Origin of the sequence: Paracoccus onubensis, from assembly GCF_003591515.1 — a bacterium.
Taxonomy (GTDB): Bacteria; Pseudomonadota; Alphaproteobacteria; order Rhodobacterales; family Rhodobacteraceae; genus Paracoccus; species Paracoccus onubensis.
In genome coordinates this window covers 307,269-333,098 of sequence record NZ_QZCG01000003.1, presented here as the reverse complement: position 1 = coordinate 333,098, position 25,830 = coordinate 307,269, and the positions used below count along the sequence as shown (strand labels likewise).

Sequence of the window (25,830 nt, the reverse complement as noted above, 5' to 3'; positions counted from 1 at the left end):
CCGAGGCCAAACTCGCCGCGCTGTTCGCCGAGGTGCTTGGCATCGACAGCCCCGGCATCGATGACAGCTTCTTCGCGCTTGGCGGGGATTCCATCTCGTCGATCCAGCTTGTCGCCCGCGCCAGAAAGGCCGGAATCACAGTAACCCCGAGGCAGATCTTCCAGAACCCCTCGGTCGCCGCGCTGGCCCCGCTGGCCACAATCCCCGAAACCGGCAGCCACAGCCCGGCGGACCCCGTCGGCGACTTCCCCGCCACACCGATCATGCGCTGGCTGCAGGAGCAGCCCGGCAATCACGACAGCTTCCATCAGGCCATGCTGCTGCGCGTGCCCGCCCATGACCCGCAGGTCTTCGAGGATGCCATCGCCGATATGCTGGAACTGCATCACGTCCTGCGCCTGCGCCGGAACGGCGGGACCATGACCATCGACCCGCCGGGCAGCATCGCCGCCAAAGACTGCCTGACGGTGCTGGCGCAGGGCCAGGACCCCACCGCCGCCGCCGAACGCGCGCTGGCCGAACTGTCGCCCGACCGGGGCAATATCCTGCGCGCCGTGCTCGCCCCCGATCCCGAGCGCGAGGAGGCCCGCCTGCTCTGGCTGGCCATTCACCACCTGGCCATCGATGGCGTCTCATGGCGCATCCTGCTGCCCGATCTCTCCAAGGCAGCCGAGGCCCGCGCCAGCGGCCGGGCGCCGCAGCCCGATCCGGTGCCGACCTCGTGGCGCGACTGGGCCACGGCCCTGCCGCAAGCCGCCGGGAAACGGCTGGGAGAGATGCCGTTCTGGCAGGACATGGCCCCCGCGGCCGCATGGCCCGCCGGACCGCTCGACCCCGGACACGACACCACCGGCACCCGCGGCAACCTGATCCGCGAATTGCCCGCAGACATCACCCGCTGCCTGCTGACCCGCGCCCCGCAGCGCATCGGCGCCCGCGTCAATGATGTCCTGCTGGCCGGATTCGCCATCGCCCTGGCCGGCTGGCAGGGCGCGCGCGGCCTTGATCCCGACACCGCCGCCTTCGAACTCGAGGGGCATGGCCGCGAGCCGCTGCTTGACGGCGCCGATCTCAGCCGCACCCTCGGCTGGTTCACCAGCCAGTTCCCGCTGCGCCTGACCCTGCCGGAAGCCGGAACGGACAGCACCGCCGGAACCGACAGCGATCAGGACGCGCTGGACCGGCTGCTGAAATCGGTCAAGGACCAGTTGGCCCGCCTGCCCGGCAATGGCGAGGGCTACGGCCTGCTGCGCCATCTGACCCCCGAAGGCGCGGCGCTGGCCGATCAGCCCGCCGCATGGGCAGGCTTCAACTATCTGGGCCGCTTCGACGCCGCCGCCGGAGCCGGCGAGGATGGCTTCTGGCGCCCCGCCGAAGGCGTCATCCCGGCCCCGCGCGCGCCCCGGCCCCGGCCACTCGCCCGGCTGGTCGATCTCAATGCCGTCACCGAGGACCGCCCCGAAGGGCCGGTGCTGATCGCCGACTGGTCATGGGCCGCCCGCCATCTGGGCACCGGCGACATCGCCGATCTCGCGGCGCGCTGGTTCGAGGCCCTCAGCCGTATCGCCGCCCTCACCGACGCCCGGCCCGAACGCGTGCTGACCTGTTCCGACGTGGCCCTGACCGGGCTGGACCAGCCCGCCATCGACCGCCTCGCCGAACGGATGCCGCTGGCCGATATCCTGCCGCTGTCGCCGCTGCAACAGGGCTTCCTGTTCCATGCCAGCTATGACGACGAGGCCGACGACGCCTATATCGTGCAGATGGTCTTCGCGCTGGACGGGCCGCTGGACACCGGGCGCCTGCACCGCGCCATGCGCGCCATGCTGGCCCGCCATCCCAATCTCGCCGCCCGATTCGAGATGGCCGGCGCGCGCATGGTGCAGCTGATCCCGCGCCAGCCCGACCTGCCATGGCTGCTCCACAGCCCGGACGGAACCCCGGCCGAACGCCAGGCCGAACGTGACGCCATCCTCCATGCCGACCGGCATGCGCGCTTCAACCTCGGAAACGAACCCCCGATCCGCGCAACCCTCATCCGCGAACACAAAAACAAGCACTGCTGCGCAATAACAACTCATCATATCGCAATCGATGGATGGTCCAGCCCGATCATGCTGCAAGAACTGATGGCGCTCTATGATGATCCACAGATCTTCGACGGACGGCCCGCACCGCGATATCGCGACTATCTGGCCGCGATCGCCGAAAATGACGAAGAGACCAGCATGGCCGCATGGCGCGATCATCTGGCGGGTCTGGAGGCCCCGACGCGGATTGCGCCGGAAACCAGCGGTCCACCACAACCCGAACTGTGCGAGCGGATATTCGCGCCGGATGACTGGCAAAGCCTGGCCGGGGCGGCGCTGGCCGCAGGGGTGACTCCGAACACGCTGGCGCAACAGGCATGGGCGATGGTACTGTCGCATCTGACCGGCCAGACCGATGTCAGCTTCGGCGCGATCGTTTCGGGCCGCCCGCCCGAGGTCGCCGGCATCGAGGAGATGGTCGGTCTGTTCATCAACACAGTCCCGATGCGGGTATGTCTGAAGCCTCGGGAAAGGCTGGTAGAGCTGGCGCAAAGATTGCAGGAGGAACAGACCGCGCTGGGCAGCCATCATCATATCGCCCTGCCGCGCCTGACGCAGGACATGCGGATGGGCGAACTGTTCGACACGCTCCTGGTTTATGAAAACTATCCGGTCCGGGTTTCCGGCACGCCGGATGAAGCGCCGCAGGACGCTTTGCGCATCAGCGCCGCAGGCAGTCACGGTGCGGCAGTGACGCATTATCCGCTGGGCATGATGATCGTACCGCCGTCCCGACCGGGCGAGGCCGCAAAGCTGACACTGAGCTATCGCGCCGATCTGTTCAGCGAGGATTATGCCGGGAGAGTTCAGGCATTGTTTGCCCGCGCATTGATATTGCTGACCGAGCGGCCCGAACTGTCCTGCGCGGATATCAGTCTGGAGACCGAGTTGCAGAATGCGCCGGGCCGGGGGCGCAGCGATCCGCGCATGATCACGGACCTGTTCGCGGAACAGGTGGCACGCAGCCCCGATGCAGTCGCGCTTGGCTGGGAAGACGGGCAGATGAGCTATTCCCGCCTTGACACCGAGAGCGACCGGCTGGCCCGGCATCTGACGCAGTCGGGAGTGCAGGCAGGCGATATCGTCGGCATCTCGCTGCCGCGCGGCCCCGAAATCGCCGTCGCGATACTGGCCGTGTGGAAGGCCGGCGCAGCCTATCTGCCGCTGGACCCCACCTATCCTTCCGCCCGGCTGAAACACATGCTGGCCGATGCCCGGCCCCGGCTGATCGTGACTGACCCCCGGACGCGCCAGATCCTGCCCGCGGGCGACTGGAACGCAATGATGTTACAAGAGTTGCATCTGGTCGGCACCGATAGCGACACGCCGATCCCCCGGCGCAAATTGTTCGCGGAAAGCCCGGCATTCATCCTTTACACCTCCGGCTCGACCGGCGCGCCCAAGGGCGTCGTCGGCACCCATGGCACCGTCGCCGAAAGGCTGACCTGCCCGCTGCCGGAAGCGGCCGATGACGCGGGCGCGCGGGTCTATATCCACAAGACCACACTGAACTTCATCGACGCGATCTACGAGTTGTTCATGCCGCTGCTGCATGGCGACCGTGTCGAGATCGTTCCGCATGACGATCAAGGGGATGTGGACAGCATTGCCTCAATAATCGAAACGCGCGGCGTTACCCGGATCGTGCTGGTGCCGTCGCTGCTGCGCGCACTGCTGAATCTGCCCGATGCCGCACAAAGGCTGGCAAGTCTTTGTCTCTGCGCCTCCAGCGGCGAAGCCTTGCCCGGGGAACTGGCGGTGACGTTCCGCAAGACGCTGCCGCGCGCAAAACTGCTGAACATCTATGGCACATCCGAGATGTGGGACGCGAGCGCGGGCGAAGCCCGCCGCGATCAGGAGGCCGCAAACGGCGTTCCGATCGGAAAAGTTCTGGAGGGTGTGGGCACGGCCATTCTGGACAGCTTCCTGCGTCCGGTCGCGACAGGTGTCGCAGGCGAGCTTTACGTTTCGGGCCATGGTGTCGCACAGGGCTATCTGAACCGGCCTGACCTGACCGCTGCCCGTTTCGTCGCCTGCCCCTCTGGCAGCGGCCAGCGGATGTATCGCACCGGCGATCTGGTACGACGGCAACCCGATGGCGAACTGGATTACCTGGGGCGTGCCGACCAGCAGATCAAGATCCGCGGCTTCCGCATAGAGGTCGATGAAATCGTGGCCCTGTTGATGAAACAGCCGGACATCCGGCAAGCCATCGCGGCGGCGGTCCCGTCCCCGCGGGGCGGCAGCGACCTGATCGCCTATGTGGTCGCAACCGAGGGAGCCAGACCCGACCCGCGCGGATTACGGCAGACACTGGCCCAGCATCTTCCCCGCAACATGGTGCCCTTGGCGGTGATGGTGATCGACAGCCTGCCGCTGCTGCCCAATGGCAAAGTGGATCGCTCGGCCCTGCCCCGCCCCGAAATCCAGCCCTCGCGACCTGCACAGACCGATCTGCAGGCACGACTTTGCGCTGCCATGGCCGAGGTCCTGTGCTTGCCGGAAACCGGCATCGACGACGATTTCTTCGAGCTGGGCGGTCATTCGTTACTGGCGGCGCGGCTGGCGGCGCGGCTGCGTATGGTCACCGGTCGCACGGTCAGCGTTCGTACCATCTTCGAGGCTCCGACCGTCCAGCAGCTGGAACAACGGCTGAGTGAAAGCGAAGATCGCTTCAGCGACGATCCGGTCTTGAACTTCCCGCCGGTGGGTCCCTATGCCGGCCCCGCGCCCGAACCGCTGTTCTGTCTGCATCCCGCTGGCGGGATCGGCTGGTGGTATCGCAATCTGCCAGCGCAACTGGGCCGTGGCCGCACGATCCATGCCTTGCAGGGGCCGGAATTCTGCAGCACCGGCAACCCCGCCACGATGGAGGAGGCCGCCGCCGAGTATCTTGACCGGATCGAGACCATTCTCCCGGTCGGGCAGTTGCATCTGCTGGGCTGGTCCTATGGCGGTGCGCTGGCATTCGAAATTGCGCTGCAGGCGCAGGCTCGCGGTCGCAAGGTGACCACGCTGGCGTTGATGGATGCCTTCCTTCTGGCCGGGTTGCCGGGCTTCGATCCTGCCGCGAACGACAAGAGTCCGGGACAGGTGCTGGCCGATCTGCTGGCTGTGACAGGCCGCCTGACAGCGGATTTCGACGGTCTATCGCCCGATTACGAAGCGGCGGCCGAGGCGCTGCACGGCACGATCCTTGGCGGTCTGGATGCCGCGATGCTGGAACGCTTCGTGCAGGCCAGCCGCGCCGATGTCGCCCGGCTGGGCCATTACCGCCCCGCGGGCCATTTCGACGGCAGGCTGATCTATTTCGATGCCGTCGGAGACAAACAGGAACCCGATGGCAGCGGATCGGAGCTGTTCGCCCGCCACGCGTCCGGGCTTGCCCGTCATCCGGTCGCCTGCCGTCACGACGAAATGGGACATCCGCAGCACCTGGCCGTGATCGGCCGACTGCTGTCCACGGAGTACGGGCTGTGAGCGGAAGCGCCACATCCCGCACCGCAATCCGGTTACCGGATCGCGCATTACGCGCCGACGCACGGGTCGGTGCATATCTCAATCGCATGAGGAGAACATCATGAGCAATCCCTTCGACGATCAGGACGGAATCTTCCTCGTGCTGGTGAACGACGAAAACCAGCACTCGCTCTGGCCCGAATTCGCCGCTGTGCCCGAAGGCTGGCGCACTGTCTTCGGCCCGGACAAGCGACCGGCCTGCATCAGTTATGTCGAGGCCAACTGGACCGACATGCGCCCCGCAAGCCTTGTCGCGGCAGAGACCGAGGAGGCCGCCTGAACCCGCTGTCGGGGCGCGGGGCCGCACATGACGGCTCAGCGCCAGAGGATCGTCGCCACATGTCCGGCGGCGGTCCTCTGGATCGCCTCGAACACGGTTCCGGCAACGCAGCCGGCGCCCCAGTCCTCGGTCAGCGTCAGCATGACCCGGACCGGGGCGCCCGGCGCGTCCTTTTGCCAACAGATATGTGCTGCGGAAAAATCCCGAAACTGGCGCGTCAGGGGATACAGCGCCTTGTAGAGGGCCTCCTTGGCGGAAAAGGCCCGCGTGACCTCGTGCTCCAGCGGCAAGCCGGATCGTCCGGTTGGCTGTTCAGGCATGATCTCGGAGGCAATCTGCATCGCGGTCTCGGCGGTCACGATGCGTTCGAGATCCAGCCCCAGCAGCCGTGCGCAGCCGTCGGGCGCAACAAGGGCGGCCGCCGCATCATCGCTGTGGCTGATACTGCCCAGCCAGCCCGGTGGCCAGTCCGGCAGCCCGTCGCCACCGATGCCCGGCACGGTGACATCCTGGCATCCGGCCTTGCGCAGCGCCTCCAACGCCGCCATCCGCCCCGCCGCGAAGGTCGCCTGCCTGCGCGGAGCGCAACGGCGGATCGTTTCGGGCAAATCGACCCCGGCGGCGTCGCCGACCGGCGCGAAAACCAGTGCACCGCCCGATGGCAACGGCAGTTCGCGCACTGCATGCGCCAGCAGATCCGTCTGTGTCCGGGGCAAACCCTCGCCTTTCTTCATCACTGCCGGAATGGCCGACACCATCCCCCGCACCATTGCAAATCGGAGATATGACATGCAACTGTTCCTGTTCCCCTATGCCGGCGGTTCGTCGCGTTCCTTTCACGGCTGGCCCGAAGCCCTGTCCGGCTGCTGCGATGCCATCCCTTGCGATACGCCCTGTACCAGCCGGCCCTATATAGACCCGCCCGAGGCCCTGACGATCCAGGACATGGCCATACGGCAGGCAATGCGACTGGCCCGACATCCCGGTCCCTTCGCCATTTTCGGCCATTCGATGGGCGCGCTCGTCGCCTTCGAGACCGCCCGTCACCTGCGGCGCATGCGCGCGCGGACGCCCCGGCTGCTGATCCTGTCGGCGCATCGCGCACCGCATCTGCCGTCCGGGCACGATGACCTGCACAAGCTGCCCGACGCCGATTTTGACGCACGGCTTGCGACCTATGCCGGCACCCCGGGCGAGGTGATGCAGAACGCGGAGTTGATGGACCTTTTCCGTCCCGTGCTGCGGCGCGACTTCATGGCCTGCGAGACCTACCGCCTGACCAGCGAGCCGCCACTGGACATCCCCGCTCTCTGCCTTGGCGGCACCGAGGATCCCGATATCCCTCCCGAGGCTCTTTCAGCCTGGTCGCAACATTTCACCCATCTGCCAGGTCTGGGTCTGCTTCCGGGCGGCCATTTCTATTTCCGCGATGCGCTTCCCGCACAGGTGATGCATATCAAATGCGCGTTGTCGGGGCTGAACTCCGGCAGGCCTGATCGACAGAACTTTTCGCAACTCCTCAGGCGCAGTCCGCACCCGACCAATACAGACGCTGTTGATTTTCGCTGAAATCTGACCTGAAATCACCAATGACCAGAACCTTGAGGATGTGAAGGCAAGAGCGCATTATATTGGCGCACAGCGCCAATATAAGTTCCTGACGCCCCGGTGGATAGAGTTGGCAGTAGGGGCCAGATGCAACGCTTACGAACCCGGCGAGCTACGGATTGCTCTCCTCTACCATCACGTTTTTGTGACATCCGCCGATTTTGCGCTACGCTTTCCTCTGGATTGATTCCGATTTGATTCCGCAAGCTATTTTGTCAACTGAACAGATGAGACCGCAGGAAAGCATAATAATCTGTTTTTATTTTATTTTTCTGGTGCCGGTTGCAGGAATCGAACCCGCGACCTTCTGATTACAAATCAGCTGCTCTACCTGCTGAGCTAAACCGGCATGGCGGGCAGATTCCGCCTAGGCGCCCCGAATAGCGTGAGAGTCGGCAATACGCAAGCCGGGGTTGGCGCGTGCCAGTAAAAACACCGCCAGCAAACCCACGCACATGACCAGCAAGGCCGCCGGCGCGGCGTTACCCAGATCTTCGAGACTGGCCTTCTCGTGAACCCGTGTCGCGAGGGTTTCGTAATTGAATGGGCGCAGCAGCAATGTCGCTGGCAATTCCTTGCAGCAATCCACGAAAACCAGAAGCATCGCGGATCCGACCGAGCCGCGCATCAGCGGCACGAATATATCCTTCAGCACTGCCCGGTTGTTGCGTCCCAACGAACGGGCCGCCATGGGCAGCGAAGGGGAGATACGGGTAAATGCCGCGTCCACCGCGCCCTGCCCTATGGCGAAGAAGCGTACCATATAGGCGAAGACGATCGCGGCTCCGCTGCCCGTCAGGATCAGGCCGGGATCGGTCCCGGTCAGGCCTTCCACGAAATCGGCCACCCGGTGATCCAATGCGGCAAGGGGAATGAGAATACCGACCGCCAGCACTGCGCCCGGCGCGGCATAGCCGATCATCGTGACGGGCAGAAGCAGGCGCGGCAGGCTGCGTCCGGACAACCGGACCCCATAGACCATGACAAGGGCAAATCCTACCGTCAGAAGGGTCGCAATTCCGCCAAGGCTGATCGTATGCCACACGGCCAATCCCAGCCCGGGCGTGATCCACCCTTCGGGATAGGCCAGAGCGTATTTCAGAATCACGCCGACCGGCAGCACAAAACCCAGTCCAACCGGAATCGCACAAAGGATTGTCGCCGTGATCGCCGCAACCCCTTTCAGGTTTTGCCGGGTGACCGGGCGGGGCTGGCGCGGGCTTTGGTGATATCGGGCCTTGCGCCGGGCGGCGCGCTCCCACAAGGCAAGGATCACCACCACCAGAAGGATGACGCAGGCGATCTGGGCAGCGCCACCGGCGTTCCGCCGTTCGAGCCAGGTGGTGAAGATACCGGTATTCAGGGTCTGTACACCAAAATAACTGACCACCCCATAATCCGCGACCGTCTCCATCATGGCGATGGCAGAGCCCGCAACGATGGCGGGACGCGCCAGTGGCAGGCCGACGCGGCGGAACAGCCCCCACGGCCCCGCGCCAAGAGCTCGTGCGACCTCATAGGCACTGCCGGATTGCTCATGCAGGGCAGCCCGGGTCAAAAGATAGACATAGGGATAAAGCGCTGCCGACAGCACGAGAATTGCCGCCTCGATCGACCTGACCCGGGGAAACCAGTAATCCCGCGCATTCGACCAGCCGAACCATCCGCGCAATGCGGTCTGGACCGGACCCGAATAGTCAAGGAAATCCGCCAATGCATAAGCGCCGATATAGGCAGGCACGGCAAGGGGAATGAGCAAAAGCCATTGCAGCCATTCCCTGCCCGGAAAGTCATAAATGCTGATCAGCCAGGCTGTTCCCGCCCCCATGACCGCCGACAGAGAACCGGTCCCCAAAGCCAGAATGACCGTATTCGACAGATATCGCGGCAGCACGGAATTCATGAGATGCGGCCAGATATTTTCCGTCGGCTTCAGGGCCATCCAGACCACTGCCGCCACCGGCATCAGCACCAGACAGGCGATCAGCAACGCCGCCATCGACCACCATTGCCCATCATTCCGGCGAAGGGTGTCATGATCGGCATGGCGGCGCCGCTTGGGCGTATCAGAAGCGCTCATGACGCGCCGATAGAGCAAAGCGGTTTCACTGTCCACGATTGCCGGTTACTGTGCCTGTCGATCCGCATTTCACCGCCAGTGAAATGGCGGGGCAAGCCTGTTCGGGAGAGTAAGACGAATGAAGTTGGCATTTCATATTGGTGTACATGGTACGGATGGCGACAGACTGCTTAAAACACTAAGGGAAAACAATGATGAACTGTTGCGGCAGGGTACGGAAATCGTCCCTCCCGAACGGCATAGCGAATTTCTCGATCAGACATTGATGCAACTTCAGGGCGGAACCGCGACGAATGAGATAGAGGCGTTGCTTCTGGACAGCCTGCTCGTGACCGAGGACCCGCAACGGGCGATCTTCTCCAGCACCAGTTTTCTTGGAGCGGTTGGACGAATCGTCGGGCAACCGGGATTCTACTGGCAACTTGGCACCCGCGCAGCATCGCTCGTGAATCTGTTCCCAAATCAAGACGTCGAAATTTTCGCGGCCATCCGGAATCCCGCGACGCTGCTTGCGGATATGCTGCCTCAGTTCTGGGGAGGCGATTATGCAAAATTCATGCAGGGTCATCAGCCCGAAGCGCTTCGCTGGCGGGAACCGGCAAGGCAGTTGGTGCAGGCGGTTCAGGGACGGCGCGTCGTGCTTTGGTGTCACGAAGATGCGCCGCTTATCTGGCCGGAGATCACTCGCCTGATCGGCGATGTCGATCCTGACGTACCGATGAAAGCGACGATGCTTTACATGAAGGAATTGCTGGACGCGCAGGCATTCCAGAACCTGCGCGAGACATTGGGCACCCAGGATCGGCTATCCGTCGCCGGGCGCCGGGAAATATGTGCCCGCTTCCTGCGGGATCACGCGAAGACCGGCGCGCTTGAACAAGAAATCGATATGCCTGGCTGGACGCAGGATCTGATCGATCGGATAACGGAAAACTATTATCAGGACGTCGCGGAAATTACCGTGATTCCCGGAGTGGAATTTATCACGCCGTGATCTTGCGCCGTGTATCTGGTCACGGCGGAGACACTGCCAATCACGGGTGGATCCCGGCGATTTCGCCTTGCGGGACATAATTGAAGCGCGGCCAGACCAGCAACCGATTACAATATTCGATCAAATCCTCGGAAGCGGCGAATATGAAGCGGGTCTGCCGTCGTGACTGTTTTCGCCGGACCGCCAGCCGGGACGCGATCGATGATACCCCCCACGTGTACCCTACCCATCCGTGCAACTAAGCGCCTATAATGATTGAAAGGGTTGAGTTCCGCGGCGGAATCCCGCAGCATCCATGAACCGCCTGCTCGCAGTTATCCGGATTTTCGTTATCGGGCATGGCTCGCATAGTCACCGCGTCAGTCGCCTCATGGAAAGCAGTCCCAGATGTCGAAGAAATTAAAAACTGCAATTGTCGGAGCCGCTATCGCTCTGCTCGTCGGTTTCGCTGTCAGCTATGGTCTCATAAGCCCACAGACGGGCGATCAGATCAAAGCCAAGTCAGACGAGATTCTTTCCGAGGAAGAGGCCGCTCAACCGGCGCCAGACGCCTCTGCGGAGCCGACTTCGGAATCCACGTCGGAGCCTTCTGCAGAACCCGCTCCGGCCCCCTCGGACGAACCTGCACCGGCGCCCTCCACCGGGTCGGAAGAGCCCGAGCCGTCAACCGAACCTGCCGCCACGCCCCCCGCGGATCCCGCCCCCGAGACGTCGGACACGCCGCAGGAAGAAACGACGGCAGAGCCAGAACAGGACCAAACCCCGTCCGAGTGATCACCTTCGGACGCCGTGCACCCGAGCGCCGGATCACAGGACCCGGCGCTCGGGTGCGGCTTACCCGCAACGCATGAGCCTGCCCCATGCGCTATTGCGCCAATCCATATATATAAGCTGACTGCCTGATTTTATTGGTGGAGCCAAGGGGAGTCGAACCCCTGACCTCTTGAATGCCATTCAAGCGCTCTACCAACTGAGCTATGGCCCCACCGGAGGTCTCGCAAAGAGTTTTCCACGCTTTGCGTGGGGGGTCGTATAGGGTCCAGGACGGTGGGGTGCAAGCGGAAAATTCATTAAACCGGCGGAATTCCGAACCTCAGGATGTAGCGGTGATCCGAAGGCGCGACTCTAAGGATTTCGTCTGGCAAACTGGCATCGATTCCGGTCTGCCAACAGGTGTGACCAAGCATTCCTCGCCAGTCATCAACCCGGCGGACCGCCCCGCCATGCGGCGGGACGCGATATTCAAATGGGAACCGTCTTGTTGACGATCAGCCGGCTTTCATATCCGGAGCAGGAACGGTCACTGACTCGCGACGGGTCCGGAGTTCTTCGGCCACAAGGAAGGCAAGCTCAAGCGACTGGCTGGCATTCAGACGCGGATCACAGGCGGTGTGATAGCGGCTGGACAGATCCTCATCCGTGACCGCCCGCACGCCACCGGTGCATTCCGTCACGTCGCTTCCGGTCATCTCGAAATGGACGCCGCCGGGAACCGTGCCTTCGGCACCATGCACCTCGAAGAACTCGCGCACCTCGCGCAGCACCGAATCGAAGGGCCGGGTCTTGAAGCCCGAGGCCGACTTGATCGTGTTGCCATGCATCGGATCACAGTGCCAGACGACCTTGGCGCCCTCTTGCTGCACTGTCCGGATCAGGCGCGGCAGATTGTCTCCCACATTGCCCGCACCAAACCGCGCGATCAGGGTCAGCCTGCCTGCCTCGTTCTCCGGGTTCAGCGTTGACAGCAACCGCTTGAGATCGTCCTCGGTGATGGACGGACCGCATTTCAGGCCGATCGGGTTATCCACGCCGCGGCAGAATTCGACATGCGCGCCGTCGGGTTGCCGGGTTCGGTCACCGATCCAGATCATATGCCCCGATCCGGCAACCGTCAGCCCGGTTGTCGAATCGACCCGCGTCAAAGCCTCTTCATATTCCAGAAGCAGGGCTTCGTGGCTGGTGTAGAAATCCACCTTGCTCAACTGATGCGCGGTCTCCGAGTTCACGCCCGCCGCCTGCATGAAGGCCATGGCATCGCGGATGCGGTCGGCGATATCCCTGTATTTCGCGGCTTCCGGCCCACCGACGAAATCGGCGATCCATGACTGGACGCGGTGCATATCCGCGTAACCGCCGGTCGAATAAGCCCGAAGCAGGTTCAGAGACGAGGCTGCCTGAGTATAGGCTGACAGCATCCGCTGCGGATCCGGGCTGCGCGCCTCGGCGGTAAAATCGAAACCGTTGATGATATCGCCGCGATAGCTGGGCAGTTCCACGCCTCCCAGGGTTTCCGTGGGCGCGCTGCGCGGCTTGGCGAATTGCCCGGCCATGCGGCCGACCTTGACCACAGGGAATTGCGCGCCCCAGGTCAGGACAACCGCCATCTGCAGCATCACCTTCAGGGTGTCGCGGATATTGTCGGCACTGAACTCCGCAAAGCTCTCGGCGCAATCGCCGCCCTGCAACAGAAAGGCGCGGCCCTCGGCCACTTCGGCAAGCTCGGCCCGCAAGCGTTGGGCCTCGCCCGCGAAAACCAGCGGCGGATAACGGCGCAATTGCGTCTCTACCGCGCCAAGTGCCCCGGCATCGGTATATTCCGGCATCTGCACGCGCGGATAGGCGCGCCAGCCGGCCTTGTCCCAATTCCGGGCGGCGGCGGGTTTGCGGTTCTCCTGCGTCATGGCAAATGCTCCTTTGCGATATCTGGCCGATATAATCCGTTACTCCCGCGGGTGAAAGAGCGCATTGCAGCGCAAATTTGATCGAACGGGACGGAAATGGTCATTTCGGATCTTGCGCAAGTCTGAATTCCCTGTTGTGACTTGGCGGCTACATCTGCGCAGAGACAGCTCATGCCATCCGAAAAACCGCGCCGTTTCTCTTTCCTGCTTCTTGATCGTTTCACGATGCTGCCCTTTGCGGCCGCGATCGAACCGCTGCGGCTGGCCAACCGTTCCTCGGGGAAGGAACTGTATCGCTGGAGGCTGGTCGGCCCGGCAGGGGATTGGGCGAGTTGCTCCAATGGCGCGCAGGTCAGACTGGACGAGGGGCTGGACCACGATCCGCCCACCGACCGCGACGAGGTCGTGATCGTCTGCGGCGGAACCGACATCTCGCGCGAGGCGACAAAGCCGGTGCTGAACTGGCTGCGCCGCAAGGCGCGCGGAGGCGCAACCGTTGGCGCGGTTTGCACCGGGGCGTGGGTTCTTGCGGAAGCAGGGCTGCTTGACGGACGAAAGGCCACGATTCACTGGGAGAACCATGATGGCTTCGTCGAAGCCTTCCCGGAAGTTCAACTGTTTCGGTCGGTTTTCGTGCAGGACGGCAACCGGCTGACCGCCGCAGGAGGCACCTCCTCGATCGATCTGATGCTGCACCTGATTTCCGCGTCGCATGGCGACGAACTGGCGGCCGAGGTCGCCGATCAGATGCTGCATACCGGCATCCGTACGGATCAGGACCGGCAACGCCTTTCGATTCCGACCCGTATCGGGGTTCGGCACCCCAAGCTGGCGGCTGTGATCGCCCGGATGGAGGCTAATGTCGAAGACCCGATCAGCCCCGCCCGGCTTGCCGCCGATGCCGGCATGTCGACCCGGCAGCTTGAACGGCTGTTCCGCCGCTATCTGCATCGCAGCCCAAAGCGCTATTACATGGAAACCCGGCTTGCACGGGCCCGCAACCTGCTGATGCAGACCGAGATGTCGATCATCGAGATCGCCCTGGCGTCGGGATTTTCCAGCCCGTCGCATTTCTCGAAATGTTACCGGGCGCAATATGGCAGTACTCCCTATCGGGAACGTGGAACCGCTACAGCGAATCTGCGCGGTGCCTCGTCTTCGGTAATCGACCCGCCCTCGGCATTTGTCCCGCCCTCGGCGTTTGAAACATGAACCGGGGACCCCACTTGTGGCAGGACGCAGTGCAGCCTTGCATCTGCGGCATGGCCTGCGCCGTTGATCTGTCCACGATTTGCGACTAGTTAGAAGAAAATCCACCGAAAGGTCCAAGATGACCGAGATGACCCCGCCGCCGCGCCTCCGCCACCCGGAAAAAGCGCATCGTGCCGATCAGTCGCAACCCAGAAAGCCCGATTGGATTCGGGTCAAGGCACCGACATCCGAGGGTTACAAGAAAACCCGTGACATCCTGCGCGAAAATCGCCTGTCCACGGTCTGCGAGGAAGCCGGCTGCCCCAATGTCGGCGAATGCTGGTCTCAGGGGCACGCCACCATGATGATCATGGGTGAGATCTGCACGCGCGGCTGTTCTTTCTGCAATGTCATCACCGGCAAGCCCGATACGCTTGACGTGTTCGAACCGGGGCGGGTTGCCCATGCGGTTCAGAAGCTTGGCCTGAACCATGTCGTGATCACCAGCGTGGACCGTGACGATCTGGATGATGGCGGCGCGGAACATTTCGCGCAGACGATCCGCGCCATCCGTCACCGCTCGCCCGGTTCAACGATCGAGGTGCTGACGCCGGATTTCCTGAAATCCAGGCCCGGCTCCCTTGAGACTGTGGTCGAGGCGCGGCCGGATGTCTTCAACCACAATCTGGAAACCGTTCCCGGGCTGTACCCGTCGGTCCGGCCGGGCGCGCGTTATTTTCATTCGCTGCGGTTGCTGCAACGAGTCAAAGAGCTTGATCCGACCATGTTCACCAAATCCGGGATCATGGTGGGTCTGGGCGAGGATCGTCAGGGTGTTCTTCAGGTCATGGATGACATGCGCGCTGCGGATGTCGATTTCATGACCATCGGGCAATATCTGCAGCCTACGCCCAAGCATCACCGGCTGGATCGCTTCGTCACGCCCGAGGAATTCGCGGGCTACGAAAAATCGGCTTACGGCAAAGGGTTCCTCATGGTTTCGGCGACCCCGCTGACGCGTTCTTCTTACCATGCCGGCGATGATTTCGCCCGCCTGCAAGCGGCACGGCTGGCCAAACTGGGCCGCGCCTGAACCGTCTGCTCTGGAAACCGGGATCCGACCATTGACCCCCGCCATCGGGCCGGATATCTAGCCCCGCAGCAGCTTGCCCGGCGTGCATATGACGACATGCGCCACGGTCCGGCTTGTCAGGAGCAAGGCCCTGATCGGGCCGGTTCTCTGTGCGGGTGTGGCGAAATTGGTAGACGCACCAGATTTAGGTTCTGGCGCCGCAAGGCGTGGGGGTTCAAGTCCCTCCACCCGCACCATCTATTTGACTGATCTCTTCTCATCTCGGCACATCTTCTTTGCATTGCCCGCAAGGGCTTCGCATATCGAGGTGCAGGTATATTCCAGGCCGTTCCGAAATCTGCGACCGGCCAGTCCCGCATAATATCCCCGTTGCCCCAAATGAGGGAAGAAAGCATCCAAGCCGCGATATGCGCCCTGCAAAACTTGCCTCATGGACTCCTCCCTGCCATTCTGCGGCGATGAGATAACGGGAGAAAAGAAAATGCCGCAATCAGTGATGTTTATTGCAGCCTTGCTACCGGTGTTGACGGTGTTCGTGCTGTTGGTGGTGATGCGCAAATCCGCCAAGCTGGCAATGCTGGCGGCTTTTGTGGTGACGGTGGTACTGGCGCTGGCGATCTGGGGCACGCCCGTCGCACGGATCGCAGGAGCCAGCGTGAACGGTCTGGTGACGGCAATCACGCTGCTCTACATCGTCTTCGGAGCGATCCTGCTGCTCTATACGGTACAGGAATCGGGCGCCATCCGGGCAATCCGGCGCGGCTTCACGGATATCTCTCCCGACCGCCGGATACAGGCCATCATCATCGCCTGGATGTTCGGCTCGATGATCGAAGGCGCATCGGGTTTCGGCACGCCCGCGGCAGTGGCCGCGCCCCTGTTGCTGGCAATCGGTTTTCCAGCCATGGCGGCAGTGATGGTGTCACTGATCATCCAGTCAACGCCTGTATCCTTTGGAGCGGTCGGGACACCGATGCTGGTTGGGGTAAATACCGGCCTGTCGAACAGCGAAGAGGTTGCCGCAGCAATCGCACCGCAGACTCTGGATCAATATATTCCGGTCGTCGGCGCCAATGTTGCGATGGTTCACGCATTGATCGGCTTCCTGATTCCGCTGTTGATGGTGGGAATGCTGACGCGGTTTTTCGGTGCTGGCCGCAGCTTTGCCGAGGGTTTCCGGGCATGGAAATTCGCGCTGTTCGCAGGTGTCGCCTTCACCCTGCCCTACTGGTTGGTGGCAAGGTTCCTTGGGCCCGAATTCCCGTCTCTGGTGGGTGGCCTGATTGGCCTGATGATCGTCATCCCGGCGGCCCGGGCAGGACTGTTCATGCCCTCTGACCAATTCGAATTTCCGCCCCGCGACAAATGGGGCAGCGACTGGCAGGGCAGTGTCGAGCCCGAGCAGATCGATCAAGAGATGGCCGCAGAGGGTGCGCCGCGCAAGGATATCTCGTTGATGACGGCCTGGATGCCCTATGTGATCGTGGTAATCCTGCTGGTGCTGACCCGTACCGTCGTGCCACTGAAGGATTGGCTTACCGGTCCCTCTGCGACCATCGCCTTCAACGATGTGTTCGGATCGGGCATCAATTCCTCTGCCCAATTCCTTTATTCACCGGGCACGATTCTGATCCTCGCGTCGCTGATCTCGGTCGCGCTGTTTCGCATGCGCGGCTCGGATTACACGCGGGCCTGGGCGATTTCGGGCAGGACGATGATGTCGGCGGCACCGGCGCTGCTATTGGCGGTACCGATGGTGCAGGTTTTCATCAATTCGGGATCGGACGGGCTTGCATCGATGCCGATCACGCTTGCCGAAGGCATGGCGGCCGCCACAGGCAACGCATGGCCCATTTTCGCACCGCTGATCGGTGCGTTGGGAGCGTTCATCGCCGGCTCGAACACGGTTTCGAACATGATGTTCTCGTTGTTCCAGTTCTCGACAGCACAGGGAATCGGTCTCGATCTTCTGGGCGTGACGGTGGTGGTCACATTGCAGGCGGTTGGCGGTGCAGCAGGCAACATGATCTGTGTGCATAACGTTGTCGCCGCCTCGGCCACGGTCGGGCTGACCGACCGCGAAGGCGACCTGATCCGCAAGACTTTGATCCCCATGGCCTATTACGTCGTGCAGGCCGGTTTGATCGGCATGGGGCTGATCCATGGCGGATTATGGTGGGGCGCAGCGGTGGTATGGGCCGTGGTCGTGATTGCGGGCCTTGGCACCAACCGGGCCGCGCCCGGAACAGGTCAATCCTGAATCAAGCCGGTCGAGCCAAATTCATGCGGGGTCGAAAACACCGCCATGATTGGGCAATCAAAACACCCGGAGTCGTCATTGGTGGTTGTCCTGTGGCGACTCATTCGCGTAACGTATTGTTTATCATTGGGACCAAAAGGTGATGAAAATGGGTATCAGAACGTTTTTTGCGGCTTTGACGGTCGCCACGGCGGTTTGCGGCGGGGCTGTCGCGCAGGACATGGCATTCTTCCGCATCGGCACCGGCGGCACGGCGGGCACCTATTACCCGATCGGCGGCCTGATCGCGAACGCGATTTCCAGCCCGCCCGGATCGCGCGCCTGTGACGATGGCGGCTCCTGCGGTGTGCCGGGTCTGGTGGCAACGGCGGTGGCCTCGAACGGATCGGTCGGCAATGTGAACGCCATCAATGGCGGCGCGATGGAGGCAGGGTTCAGCCAGTCCGACGTAGCCTATTGGGCGCAAACCGGCACCGGCCTGTGGGAAGACCAGCCCCCGGTCGAGAAACTGCGGCTGATCGCGAATCTCTATCCTGAAAGCATCCATCTGGTTGCCAGCGCCAATTCCGGGATCGAAACGGTCGCCGATCTGGCGGGCAAACGGGTTTCGCTGGACGAACCCGGCTCGGGCACGCTGGTGGATGCCAAGATCATCCTCGAAGCCTTTGGCCTTTCGGAAGATGACGTTTCGGCCGAATATCTCAAGCCTGATCAGGCAGCGGACCGGATGCGCGACGGCGCAATGGACGCCTTCTTCTTTGTCGGCGGTTATCCGGCGGGGGCTATCGCCGAGTTGGCAAGCCAGCACGATGTCAAGCTGATCCCGATCACCGGCCCCGAGGTGGACAAACTTCTCGAGACCTATAATTTCTTCGGCACCGATAACTTCCCCGCCGGCACGTATGACGGGCAGGATGCCGATGTCGCAACGATCGCGGTTGGTGCGCAACTCGTCACCAGCGCGGATCAGCCTGAAGAGTTGATCTACGGCATCACTCAAGCGCTTTATAATGACAACACGCAGAAGCTTTTCGCGGCCGGTCATGCCAAGGGCAAGGAAATCACGCTGGACAGCGCAACAATCGGTGCGGGTATTCCGTTTCATCCGGGGGCCGAGCGTTTCTATAAAGAAGCCGGCAAGCTTCAGTAACTATTATCCTAACCAGTTTCAGGGACGCAGGCTGCAATGGCTCGCGTCCCTTTCCATCTCATACATTGCGGGAACCACGACATGACCGAAGCTGCACGTCAGTTATCCGAAGCTGAACTACGCGCACTGGAAGAAGAGTATGATCCCGAGTCGCGGTTTCGCACGATCCTGCCACCGATCGCCATTCTGACAAGCGTCATTCTGTTCCTGCTGTCGGTCTATCACTTCTATACGGCCGGTTTCGGCATACCGCGTGCAACGACGCATCGTGGTCTGCATATGGGCACGTCGCTTTTCGTCCTCTTCCTCAGTTTCGCCGCCTTCGACAAGACCCGGCACAAGACCGACGGCTTCGCCGTGTTGGGCATCCCCGTCACCGACTGGATCCTGGCTATCGCAGGGGCCGTCAGCGCCTTTTACGTACCATGGATTTATGACCAGTTGGCCTTCCGTGTCGGCAACCCACTGACCATCGACATCGTCATGGGCACAATATTGCTGCTGACCCTGATGGAGGCCGTGCGCCGGTCGATGGGCTGGCCGTTGCCGGTGATCGCCATTCTGTTCATCGCCTATGCCTATTTCGGAAAATCGATGCCGGGTATTCTTGTTCATCCCGGTGCGGACTGGACGAATATCATCAATCATCTGTATCTGACCTCGCAGGGGATCTATGGCACCGCGCTTGGCGTCATCGCGACCTATGTGTTTCATTTCGTCCTGTTCGGAGTGATGGCCCAGAAAATCGGGCTGGGGCAATTGTTCATCGACCTTGCAACCGCATTGACCGGGCGTTTCGCCGGCGGACCGGCGAAGGTGTCGGTGATTTCTTCTGCGATGCTGGGCACGATCTCGGGCTCGTCGATCGCCAATACGGTCACCACCGGCGCATTGACCATTCCCGCGATGATCAAGATCGGTTTCAAGCGCCACTTCGCCGCCGCTGTCGAGGCTGCGTCATCCACGGGCGGCCAGATCACCCCGCCGGTGATGGGCGCGGTGGCCTTTCTGATGGTCGAATATCTGGGCATCCCGCTGCGCACGATCCTGATCGCGGCAATTGTGCCCGCCTTCATGCATTTCTTCGGCGTGCTGGTGCAGGTGCATCTGGAAGCCAAACGCCTTGGCATTCGCGGCCTTACGAAAGAGGAATTGCCGAAAGCGGGCAAGGTCCTGCGCGAGGGCTGGTTGTCGGTCGCCCCGCTGCTCCTGCTGATCTGGATGCTGATGTCGGGGCGCACGCCCTTCCTGTCGGCTTTCTCGGCGATCACCGCCTGCATGGTGGTCTACCTGATCCAGAGCATCATGTCCTCGGGCGTGCTGGGCGGCATCAAGGAAACCGCAGCCGGCATCTACGAGGGTTTCGTGGCAGGCGCGCGGCAGTCGCTGTCCGTGACAGCTGCGGCGGCACTGGTCGGCGTGGTTATCGGTATCGTCACACTGACGGGCGTGGGCTTCAAGATCGCCTTCATGGTGACTTCGGTTGCGGCAAATTGGGCGACCGGTCTCCACGCCTTCCTGGGCTTTCTACCGGTCGAGTTGCTCACCGTGGAAACGCTGACCTTGCTGTTCACCCTGCTGATGACGGCGGTGGTTTGCATTCTGATGGGCTGCGGCGTACCGACGACGGCGAATTACATCATCATGGTCGCCGTGGCGGCGCCGGTATTGGGCATGATGAATGTGGAGCCGCTTGTCGCGCATTTCTTCGTCTTCTACTTCGGGGTGCTGGCGGACGTGACGCCGCCCGTGGCGCTGGCCGCCTATGCCGGCGCGGGAATCGCGGGGGCCAATGGCTTCAAGGCGGGCAACACCGCCTTCAGGCTTTCGATGGGCAAGGCGCTGGTACCATTCGTCTTCGTCTTCTCGCCCTCGCTGCTGATCGTGACGCAAGCCTTCACGCTGCCGGATTTCCTGCTGGCCTTCACGGGCGCAGTGCTGGGTATCGTGGCGCTGTCGGCTGCAATCACCAATTGGCTGATGGGACCGCTATGGACGATCGAGCGCATCGTATTGCCGATCGCAGCCCTGTTGCTGATCGCGCCAGAGCCGATCTCGACCGCCCTCGGCTTCGTCATCCTGGCCGCGGTGACAGCCCGGCAATATCTGGCAACGCACAAGGCCCCGGCCGCTCCGGCGTCCTGACCCGGCAAGAACATCATCACGCAGCTGGCGCAAACCCTTCAGGCGCTGGCTGCGGCCTTTCCTGCGCAATCCAGACCTGATGCTGCAAACCCCGAAAGGGCGATAAAGCAGAAATCACACACCCGAGGGGTGCGTTCAGCCATCGCCCATCGCTCAGCCCCGCCCGTGAGGTTCGAACCAGTCGATCCGTGGATTCGTCGGGATGATCCGATAGGGATTTATCGTGTCGTGGCTGTAATGATAATGTCGCACGATATGGTCGAAATTCACCGTGCCGGCAATGCCGGGGATCTGATAAAGTTCGCGCGTCCAACCCCAGAGGCTCGGATATTCGCGCAACCACGCGCGATTGCATTTGAAATGCGTGTGATAAACCGGATCAAAGCGAACCATCGTGGTGAAAAGACGCCAATCCGCCTCGGTCAGCCGGTCGCCGGTGAGATAGCGGTGATCGGCCAAAATACCTTCCAGCCAGTCGAGACTGTCGAATAGCGAGCCGATCGCTTCGTCATAGGCTTCCTGACTGGTGGCAAAGCCCGCCTTGTAGACGCCATTATTGACGGTATCGTAAATGCGTTCGTTCAAAGCATCGATCAGGGAATGCAGATCGTCGGGACGGTAATCGTCGGAATTTCCCGTCAGATTGTTGAAAGCCGAATTGAACATGCGAATGATCTCGGCACTCTCATTGCTGACGATCGTATCCCGCTGCCGATCCCACAGGACCGGCACCGTCACCCGCCCCGACGCCTTTGGATCGGCCCGAAGATAGATATCCTGCAGAAAGCGCGTGCCGAAGAGTTCGTCGCCGGTTGCGCCGGGGAAATCCGTGCGGAATTCCCAGCCTTCCGACAGCATGTCGGGATGAACGGCAGAGACCCCGATATGCGGTGACAGCCCTTTCAGTTCACGGAAGATCAGCGTTCGGTGCGCCCAGGGACAGGCATAGCTGACATAAAGATGATAACGTCCGCTTTCCGCCGCAAAGCCGCCCTCCCCGGATGGGCCCACGGCACCGTCCGGCGTAATCCAGTTGCGCCACGAGGTCGTGCTTCGCTGAAACCGGCCACCGGTGCTTTTGGTGTCATACCAGATGTCATGCCATTCGCCCTCGACAAGTTGTCCCATTGGGTGCCTCCGTTTCTCGCGGGGGCGCACCCCCGGTCATGTCATGCAGTGGTTTCGCGCGCGGTCTTTGTCGCAGCCGCCCACCATGCCAGTTCATCCAGCATCCCGGTCAGCGACGGTTGCAGCACCGCGTCAACCTCTGCCATGTCACCATTCTGCCCCAAAGGACTGACTTTCATGAACTCGCCCGCGCCAAGATGAACGGCATTCCGCAGCGGTACCATCTGCAATTCAACAGCGATATTGCGCAAATGCTCGATCGCGCGGGCTGCACCTACTCCGCCGTAACCCATTGCCGCAGCCGGTTTGCGGTTCCATTCCTTATAGGCCTGATCAAGCGCATTCTTCAGTGAGCCGGCGATCGAATGGTTATATTCTGCCGTCAGGAAAATATAGCCGTCGAACTCGCCGACCTTGTTCTGCCACGCGACAGCACGTGCGTCCTGCGACGGCATCCACAGATTCGAGGCGGCCTCGTCGAAGAAAGGCAGGTCATAATCCCGCAGATCGACCAGTTCGAATTCCATGTCATCGCGTTTCCGTGCGTTTTCAAGCAACCACGCGGCTGGCTTGTCCGCAAAACGCGCCTGACGGGTCGATCCGATGATGATCGCAATTTTCGGCTTGCTCATGTCCGTGATCCTCTTACTTGCTTCATGGGTCGTTCATGGGAAGGATGGCGGAACAATCCCTGACCTGCCTTCGATAAGCAAAAAATAAACGCGCCAAACCGTTCGGACCAGCCATACTCTGCCGAATGCAGTGTTCGCTCTGGCGGAACGATTGGTTCTTTCAGATCAACCCCAGCCCGCGCAGATAAATGATCGCTCCGCTCTCAAGCATCTCTGCCGGTTCAACCGGAGTCCGCCTGCCCGGCTTGCCGCGAGAGAACAATTCGACGACACCGTGACTCATGGCCCAGATATGATTGGCGACCATTCTGGCCGGAGGGCGACGGTCCGCAGGCAGCCGGCTGGCAAGCGCCTCGGCGGCTTGCAGCAGGACGCGCTGCGCCTTTTCGGACGCCTTCGACAAATCGGGATTTCCGGCGATAGAGATACCCGATTCGAACATGGCCATGTAATATCCCGGCCGTTCAGCCGCAAAGTCCAGATAGGCCTGCCCCATCCGCAGGAATGCCGTCAGAACCCGCGGCCTGCCATCGTCAAAGGCCGTCTCCAGCCGGTCCGCAAATTCCAGAAACCCTAGCCGCGCAACCTCTTCGATCAAATCCTCGCGGCCCTTGAAATGCCGGTAAGGCGCGGCCGGAGACACCCCTGCCCGGCGCGCCGCCTCGGCCATGGTGAAGGAGTGCGGCCCCAGTTCCTGAATCAGCGCAGCGGTCGCCGCGACCAGAGCGTGGCGAAGATTGCCGTGATGATAGTTCCTGCGATCCGCCAATGCATCGCGCCCTACATGCCTTCGCCGAAATAATCGGCAACCAGTTCCTGCAGCGCATCCGCCAATGCCATCGCATCGGGGCCGGTGGTCGTTACGGTGATCGAGCTGCCGCGCGGCGCGGTCAGCATCAGCAGACCCATGATCGAATCTCCGGTGACACTCATTCCATCTTTTTCAACCGTTGCCTGCGCGTCGAAGCGTTCGACCACATCCACGAATTTCGCACTTGCGCGAGCATGAAGCCCCTTGACGTTGACAATAGGCAATTCACGGATAATGGAACCGGTCATCGGGCATGCGTTCCCGTATCCAGAACCGCCTCGGCCGGGACATTGTAGGAATTGATATATTTCCGGCCCGCCTCTTTGGCTCCGGCAACCGCATCGGGCACGGTGAGATGCCGGGTCTTGGCAAGCTTGACCAGCATCGGAAGATTCGCGCCATACAGGATCGTGCGATTCCGCACCGCGCAGGCCGGCACGGACAGGTTCGAGGGAGAGCCTCCGAACAGATCAGTCACGACGACCACGCCATCGCCATGGTCGACGGCATTGGCCGCGGCCTGAATCTCGGCGGTTTTGGCGGCTCGGTCATGATCGTCCTCGATCGCGACGGCGGCAATACCGCTTTGTGGCCCTACGACATGCTCGACCGCGGACAGGTATTCCCGTGCAAGCCCACCATGTGCGACGATGACAATTCCAATCAACGCTTCCCACCAGTACTAATGCCATGCATCACGGCGTCCCGCCCTGTTCATCGGCTTTCGAGCCCGCTGCCCCAAGGGACGGGTTGTCGCCACTGACCAAGGCCGCCTTCATGCGGCGTTCAAGTTCCCTGTGCCTTATTGACACTGGCCAACCCGCATCTGCAAGCGCAACGGCCATTTTTTCCACTAAAGTAACCGAACGGTGTTGCCCTCCGGTACACCCGAAGCCGATTGCGAGATGCGTTTTGCCCTCTTCGACATGCGCAGGAAGCAAAAACAGTATCAGATCACGTATCCGCGAAAAAAATTCCTCATAGCGCGAATCAGCACAAACAAAGTCCTGAACTTCGGTCTGGGTTCCATTCTTTTCGCGCAAATCCTTGTCCCAATGCGGATTGGCGAGAAACCGGCAATCGAACATCAGGTCAAGCCCCCGTGGCACACCGCGCTTGTATGAAAAGGAATGAAGCGACACGCTCAGCCGTTTTTCGGGCCGGACGTCATACCAGCGCGAGAGCTCGGCTTTCAGTTCATGGGGTGACAATTCGGTGGTATCGACCAGCACATCGGCACGTCCCTGAATCGGCGCCAGAAGATCTATCTCGGCCAATACGCCCATCATCGGCGATCCGTCAGGCGCCAGCGGATGCCTTCGCCGTGTCTCGTTATAGCGACGCACCAGCGTATCGGGAGCGCAGTCCAGATACAGGATCTCGGGGGCATAATGCGGATTGCGAGTGAGCCGGTCGATCAGTTCGGTCAGGTTCGTCACCGAGAAATCCCGGTTGCGGGCATCCAGGCCAAGCGCCAACGGGCCGGGCCGCGACGGCCCGTCCAGCAGACGGGGAACCAGTGAAAGCGGCAGGTTGTCGATCGCTTCGAAGCCCAGATCCTCCAGCACGTTGATCGCCGTCGAGCGCCCCGCCCCGGATGGGCCGGTGACAAGCACGACACGCTGCGCCGCGGACGGATCGGCACTGTCCGAAGCGGTCTCGACTGCCATCCGGTCTTCGCCCATGCGGATCATCTCCTTTCCGGTCAAAGCTCATCCGCGCGCCCGGCAATCAGATACTGCCGCAGCGCAGCGTAAAGATGCGGGCGATAGGGTCCAAGCGCAAGGGGCAGCCGGAGGCCGAGCAACTCGTGATATCTATCGGGCGGAAGGCGCATTTCCTCGCTTTTCCCCAGATCGGCGACCAGTACCAGTCTGACCGGCCCGGCGGGATCGGCATTCAGGATCCCGATCCCCCTTGCCTCGATCCGTCCGTTCAGGCTGATGGGGGCCGAGGCGATGATACTGTCCTGATCGCGCCGCAAATCCGTTCTGTCATCGCTGACCAGCCGGGCACCGACGGCCAGAAGCTGCAATGCAAGGCTGGATTTTCCGGAACCGGACGGGCCCAGAAGCAAAAGGCCCCGTCCCTCCAGTGCCACTGTCGTTCCATGAATCTGCCCAACCCGAATCATCTGCCCTCCTGACCGTCTGAATCATGCCCGATTC

At 61.9% G+C, this 25,830-nt stretch carries 20 protein-coding genes and 3 tRNA genes; 11 read left to right on the top strand and 12 right to left on the bottom strand.

Annotation, left to right across the window (positions count from 1 at the left end):
- Positions 1–5,570: non-ribosomal peptide synthetase (locus D3P04_RS06585; protein ID WP_119747091.1), on the top strand; the 5,570-nt coding region annotated here is incomplete at its 5' end.
- Positions 5,571–5,670: 100 nt separating this feature from the next.
- A complete protein-coding gene (locus D3P04_RS06580) occupies positions 5,671–5,889 on the top strand; it encodes an MbtH family protein (RefSeq protein ID WP_119747089.1) in 219 nt (72 codons plus the stop codon).
- Between the two features lie 35 nt (positions 5,890–5,924).
- Here the strand turns inward: D3P04_RS06580 and D3P04_RS06575 are convergent, their stop codons facing one another.
- Entirely contained in the window at positions 5,925–6,680 is a 756-nt protein-coding gene (locus D3P04_RS06575; protein WP_119747148.1) for a 4'-phosphopantetheinyl transferase family protein, read from the bottom strand.
- Here D3P04_RS06575 and D3P04_RS23290 point away from each other — a divergent pair.
- A complete protein-coding gene (locus tag D3P04_RS23290) occupies positions 6,679–7,458 on the top strand; it encodes a thioesterase II family protein (protein ID WP_182912753.1) in 780 nt (259 codons plus the stop codon). The genes D3P04_RS06575 and D3P04_RS23290 overlap by 2 nt on opposite strands.
- 312 nt (positions 7,459–7,770) lie before the next feature.
- Here the strand turns inward: D3P04_RS23290 and D3P04_RS06565 are convergent.
- Both D3P04_RS06565 and D3P04_RS06560 read right to left on the bottom strand, forming a co-directional pair.
- A tRNA-Thr gene (locus tag D3P04_RS06565) sits at positions 7,771–7,846 on the bottom strand.
- A gap of 18 nt (positions 7,847–7,864) precedes the next feature.
- Positions 7,865–9,577, bottom strand: coding sequence for an ABC transporter permease (locus D3P04_RS06560; protein WP_119747085.1), 1,713 nt, complete (start codon positions 9,575–9,577; stop codon positions 7,865–7,867).
- Positions 9,578–9,695: 118 nt separating this feature from the next.
- On the opposite strand from D3P04_RS06560, the gene D3P04_RS06555 reads away from it, so the two are divergent.
- Together D3P04_RS06555 and D3P04_RS06550 are read left to right on the top strand one after the other, a co-directional pair.
- Complete coding sequence (locus D3P04_RS06555) at positions 9,696–10,571, top strand: hypothetical protein (RefSeq protein ID WP_119747083.1); 876 nt, start codon at positions 9,696–9,698, stop codon at positions 10,569–10,571.
- Between the two features lie 387 nt (positions 10,572–10,958).
- Positions 10,959–11,345 (top strand): hypothetical protein, encoded by a 387-nt coding sequence (locus D3P04_RS06550; RefSeq protein ID WP_182912752.1) that lies wholly within the window; start codon positions 10,959–10,961, stop codon positions 11,343–11,345.
- Between the two features lie 135 nt (positions 11,346–11,480).
- Here D3P04_RS06550 and D3P04_RS06545 read toward each other — a convergent pair.
- Positions 11,481–11,556: transfer RNA gene (locus D3P04_RS06545), tRNA-Ala, on the bottom strand.
- Between the two features lie 283 nt (positions 11,557–11,839).
- The gene (locus D3P04_RS06540; protein ID WP_119747081.1) at positions 11,840–13,252 is read right to left on the bottom strand and encodes a class II 3-deoxy-7-phosphoheptulonate synthase; all 1,413 of its coding nucleotides are present in this window, start codon (positions 13,250–13,252) and stop codon (positions 11,840–11,842) included.
- A 171-nt stretch (positions 13,253–13,423) separates the two neighbouring features.
- Between D3P04_RS06540 and D3P04_RS06535 the strand changes: the two genes are divergently transcribed.
- The 6 genes from D3P04_RS06535 to D3P04_RS06505 all read left to right on the top strand — a co-directional run bounded on the left by D3P04_RS06535 (position 13,424) and on the right by D3P04_RS06505 (position 21,091).
- Entirely contained in the window at positions 13,424–14,464 is a 1,041-nt protein-coding gene (locus D3P04_RS06535) for a GlxA family transcriptional regulator (RefSeq protein ID WP_119747079.1), read from the top strand.
- A 118-nt stretch (positions 14,465–14,582) separates the two neighbouring features.
- Complete coding sequence (lipA, locus tag D3P04_RS06530) at positions 14,583–15,536, top strand: lipoyl synthase (RefSeq protein WP_119747077.1); 954 nt, start codon at positions 14,583–14,585, stop codon at positions 15,534–15,536.
- A gap of 151 nt (positions 15,537–15,687) precedes the next feature.
- Positions 15,688–15,772: transfer RNA gene (locus D3P04_RS06525), tRNA-Leu, on the top strand.
- A 260-nt stretch (positions 15,773–16,032) separates the two neighbouring features.
- Positions 16,033–17,796: an L-lactate permease gene (locus D3P04_RS06515; RefSeq protein WP_232844908.1), complete on the top strand. Its 1,764-nt coding sequence runs from the start codon at positions 16,033–16,035 to the stop codon at positions 17,794–17,796.
- Between the two features lie 148 nt (positions 17,797–17,944).
- Positions 17,945–18,946 (top strand): TAXI family TRAP transporter solute-binding subunit, encoded by a 1,002-nt coding sequence (locus D3P04_RS06510; RefSeq protein WP_119747073.1) that lies wholly within the window; start codon positions 17,945–17,947, stop codon positions 18,944–18,946.
- An 81-nt stretch (positions 18,947–19,027) separates the two neighbouring features.
- Entirely contained in the window at positions 19,028–21,091 is a 2,064-nt protein-coding gene (locus D3P04_RS06505) for a TRAP transporter permease (RefSeq protein ID WP_119747071.1), read from the top strand.
- 153 nt (positions 21,092–21,244) lie between these two features.
- Here the strand turns inward: D3P04_RS06505 and D3P04_RS06500 are convergent, their stop codons facing one another.
- From D3P04_RS06500 to D3P04_RS06470, 7 genes are all read right to left on the bottom strand, one after another.
- Entirely contained in the window at positions 21,245–22,219 is a 975-nt protein-coding gene (locus D3P04_RS06500; protein WP_119747069.1) for a glutathione S-transferase family protein, read from the bottom strand.
- A 41-nt stretch (positions 22,220–22,260) separates the two neighbouring features.
- Positions 22,261–22,851, bottom strand: coding sequence for an NADPH-dependent FMN reductase (locus D3P04_RS06495; protein ID WP_119747067.1), 591 nt, complete (start codon positions 22,849–22,851; stop codon positions 22,261–22,263).
- Positions 22,852–23,011: 160 nt separating this feature from the next.
- Complete coding sequence (locus D3P04_RS06490) at positions 23,012–23,620, bottom strand: TetR/AcrR family transcriptional regulator (RefSeq protein WP_119747065.1); 609 nt, start codon at positions 23,618–23,620, stop codon at positions 23,012–23,014.
- Between the two features lie 11 nt (positions 23,621–23,631).
- Positions 23,632–23,910 carry an HPr family phosphocarrier protein gene (locus D3P04_RS06485; RefSeq protein ID WP_119747063.1) on the bottom strand — a complete coding sequence of 93 codons (279 nt, stop codon included), beginning with the start codon at positions 23,908–23,910 and terminating at the stop codon, positions 23,632–23,634.
- On the bottom strand, positions 23,907–24,329 hold the full coding sequence (locus D3P04_RS06480) for a PTS sugar transporter subunit IIA (protein WP_119747062.1): 423 nt from the start codon (positions 24,327–24,329) through the stop codon (positions 23,907–23,909). The genes D3P04_RS06485 and D3P04_RS06480 overlap by 4 nt, the downstream gene beginning before the upstream one ends.
- A gap of 28 nt (positions 24,330–24,357) precedes the next feature.
- Entirely contained in the window at positions 24,358–25,347 is a 990-nt protein-coding gene (gene rapZ / locus D3P04_RS06475) for an RNase adapter RapZ (RefSeq protein ID WP_408634357.1), read from the bottom strand.
- A 20-nt stretch (positions 25,348–25,367) separates the two neighbouring features.
- Positions 25,368–25,796 carry an HPr kinase/phosphorylase gene (locus tag D3P04_RS06470; protein ID WP_119747060.1) on the bottom strand — a complete coding sequence of 143 codons (429 nt, stop codon included), beginning with the start codon at positions 25,794–25,796 and terminating at the stop codon, positions 25,368–25,370.
- Positions 25,797–25,830 lie beyond the last annotated feature (34 nt).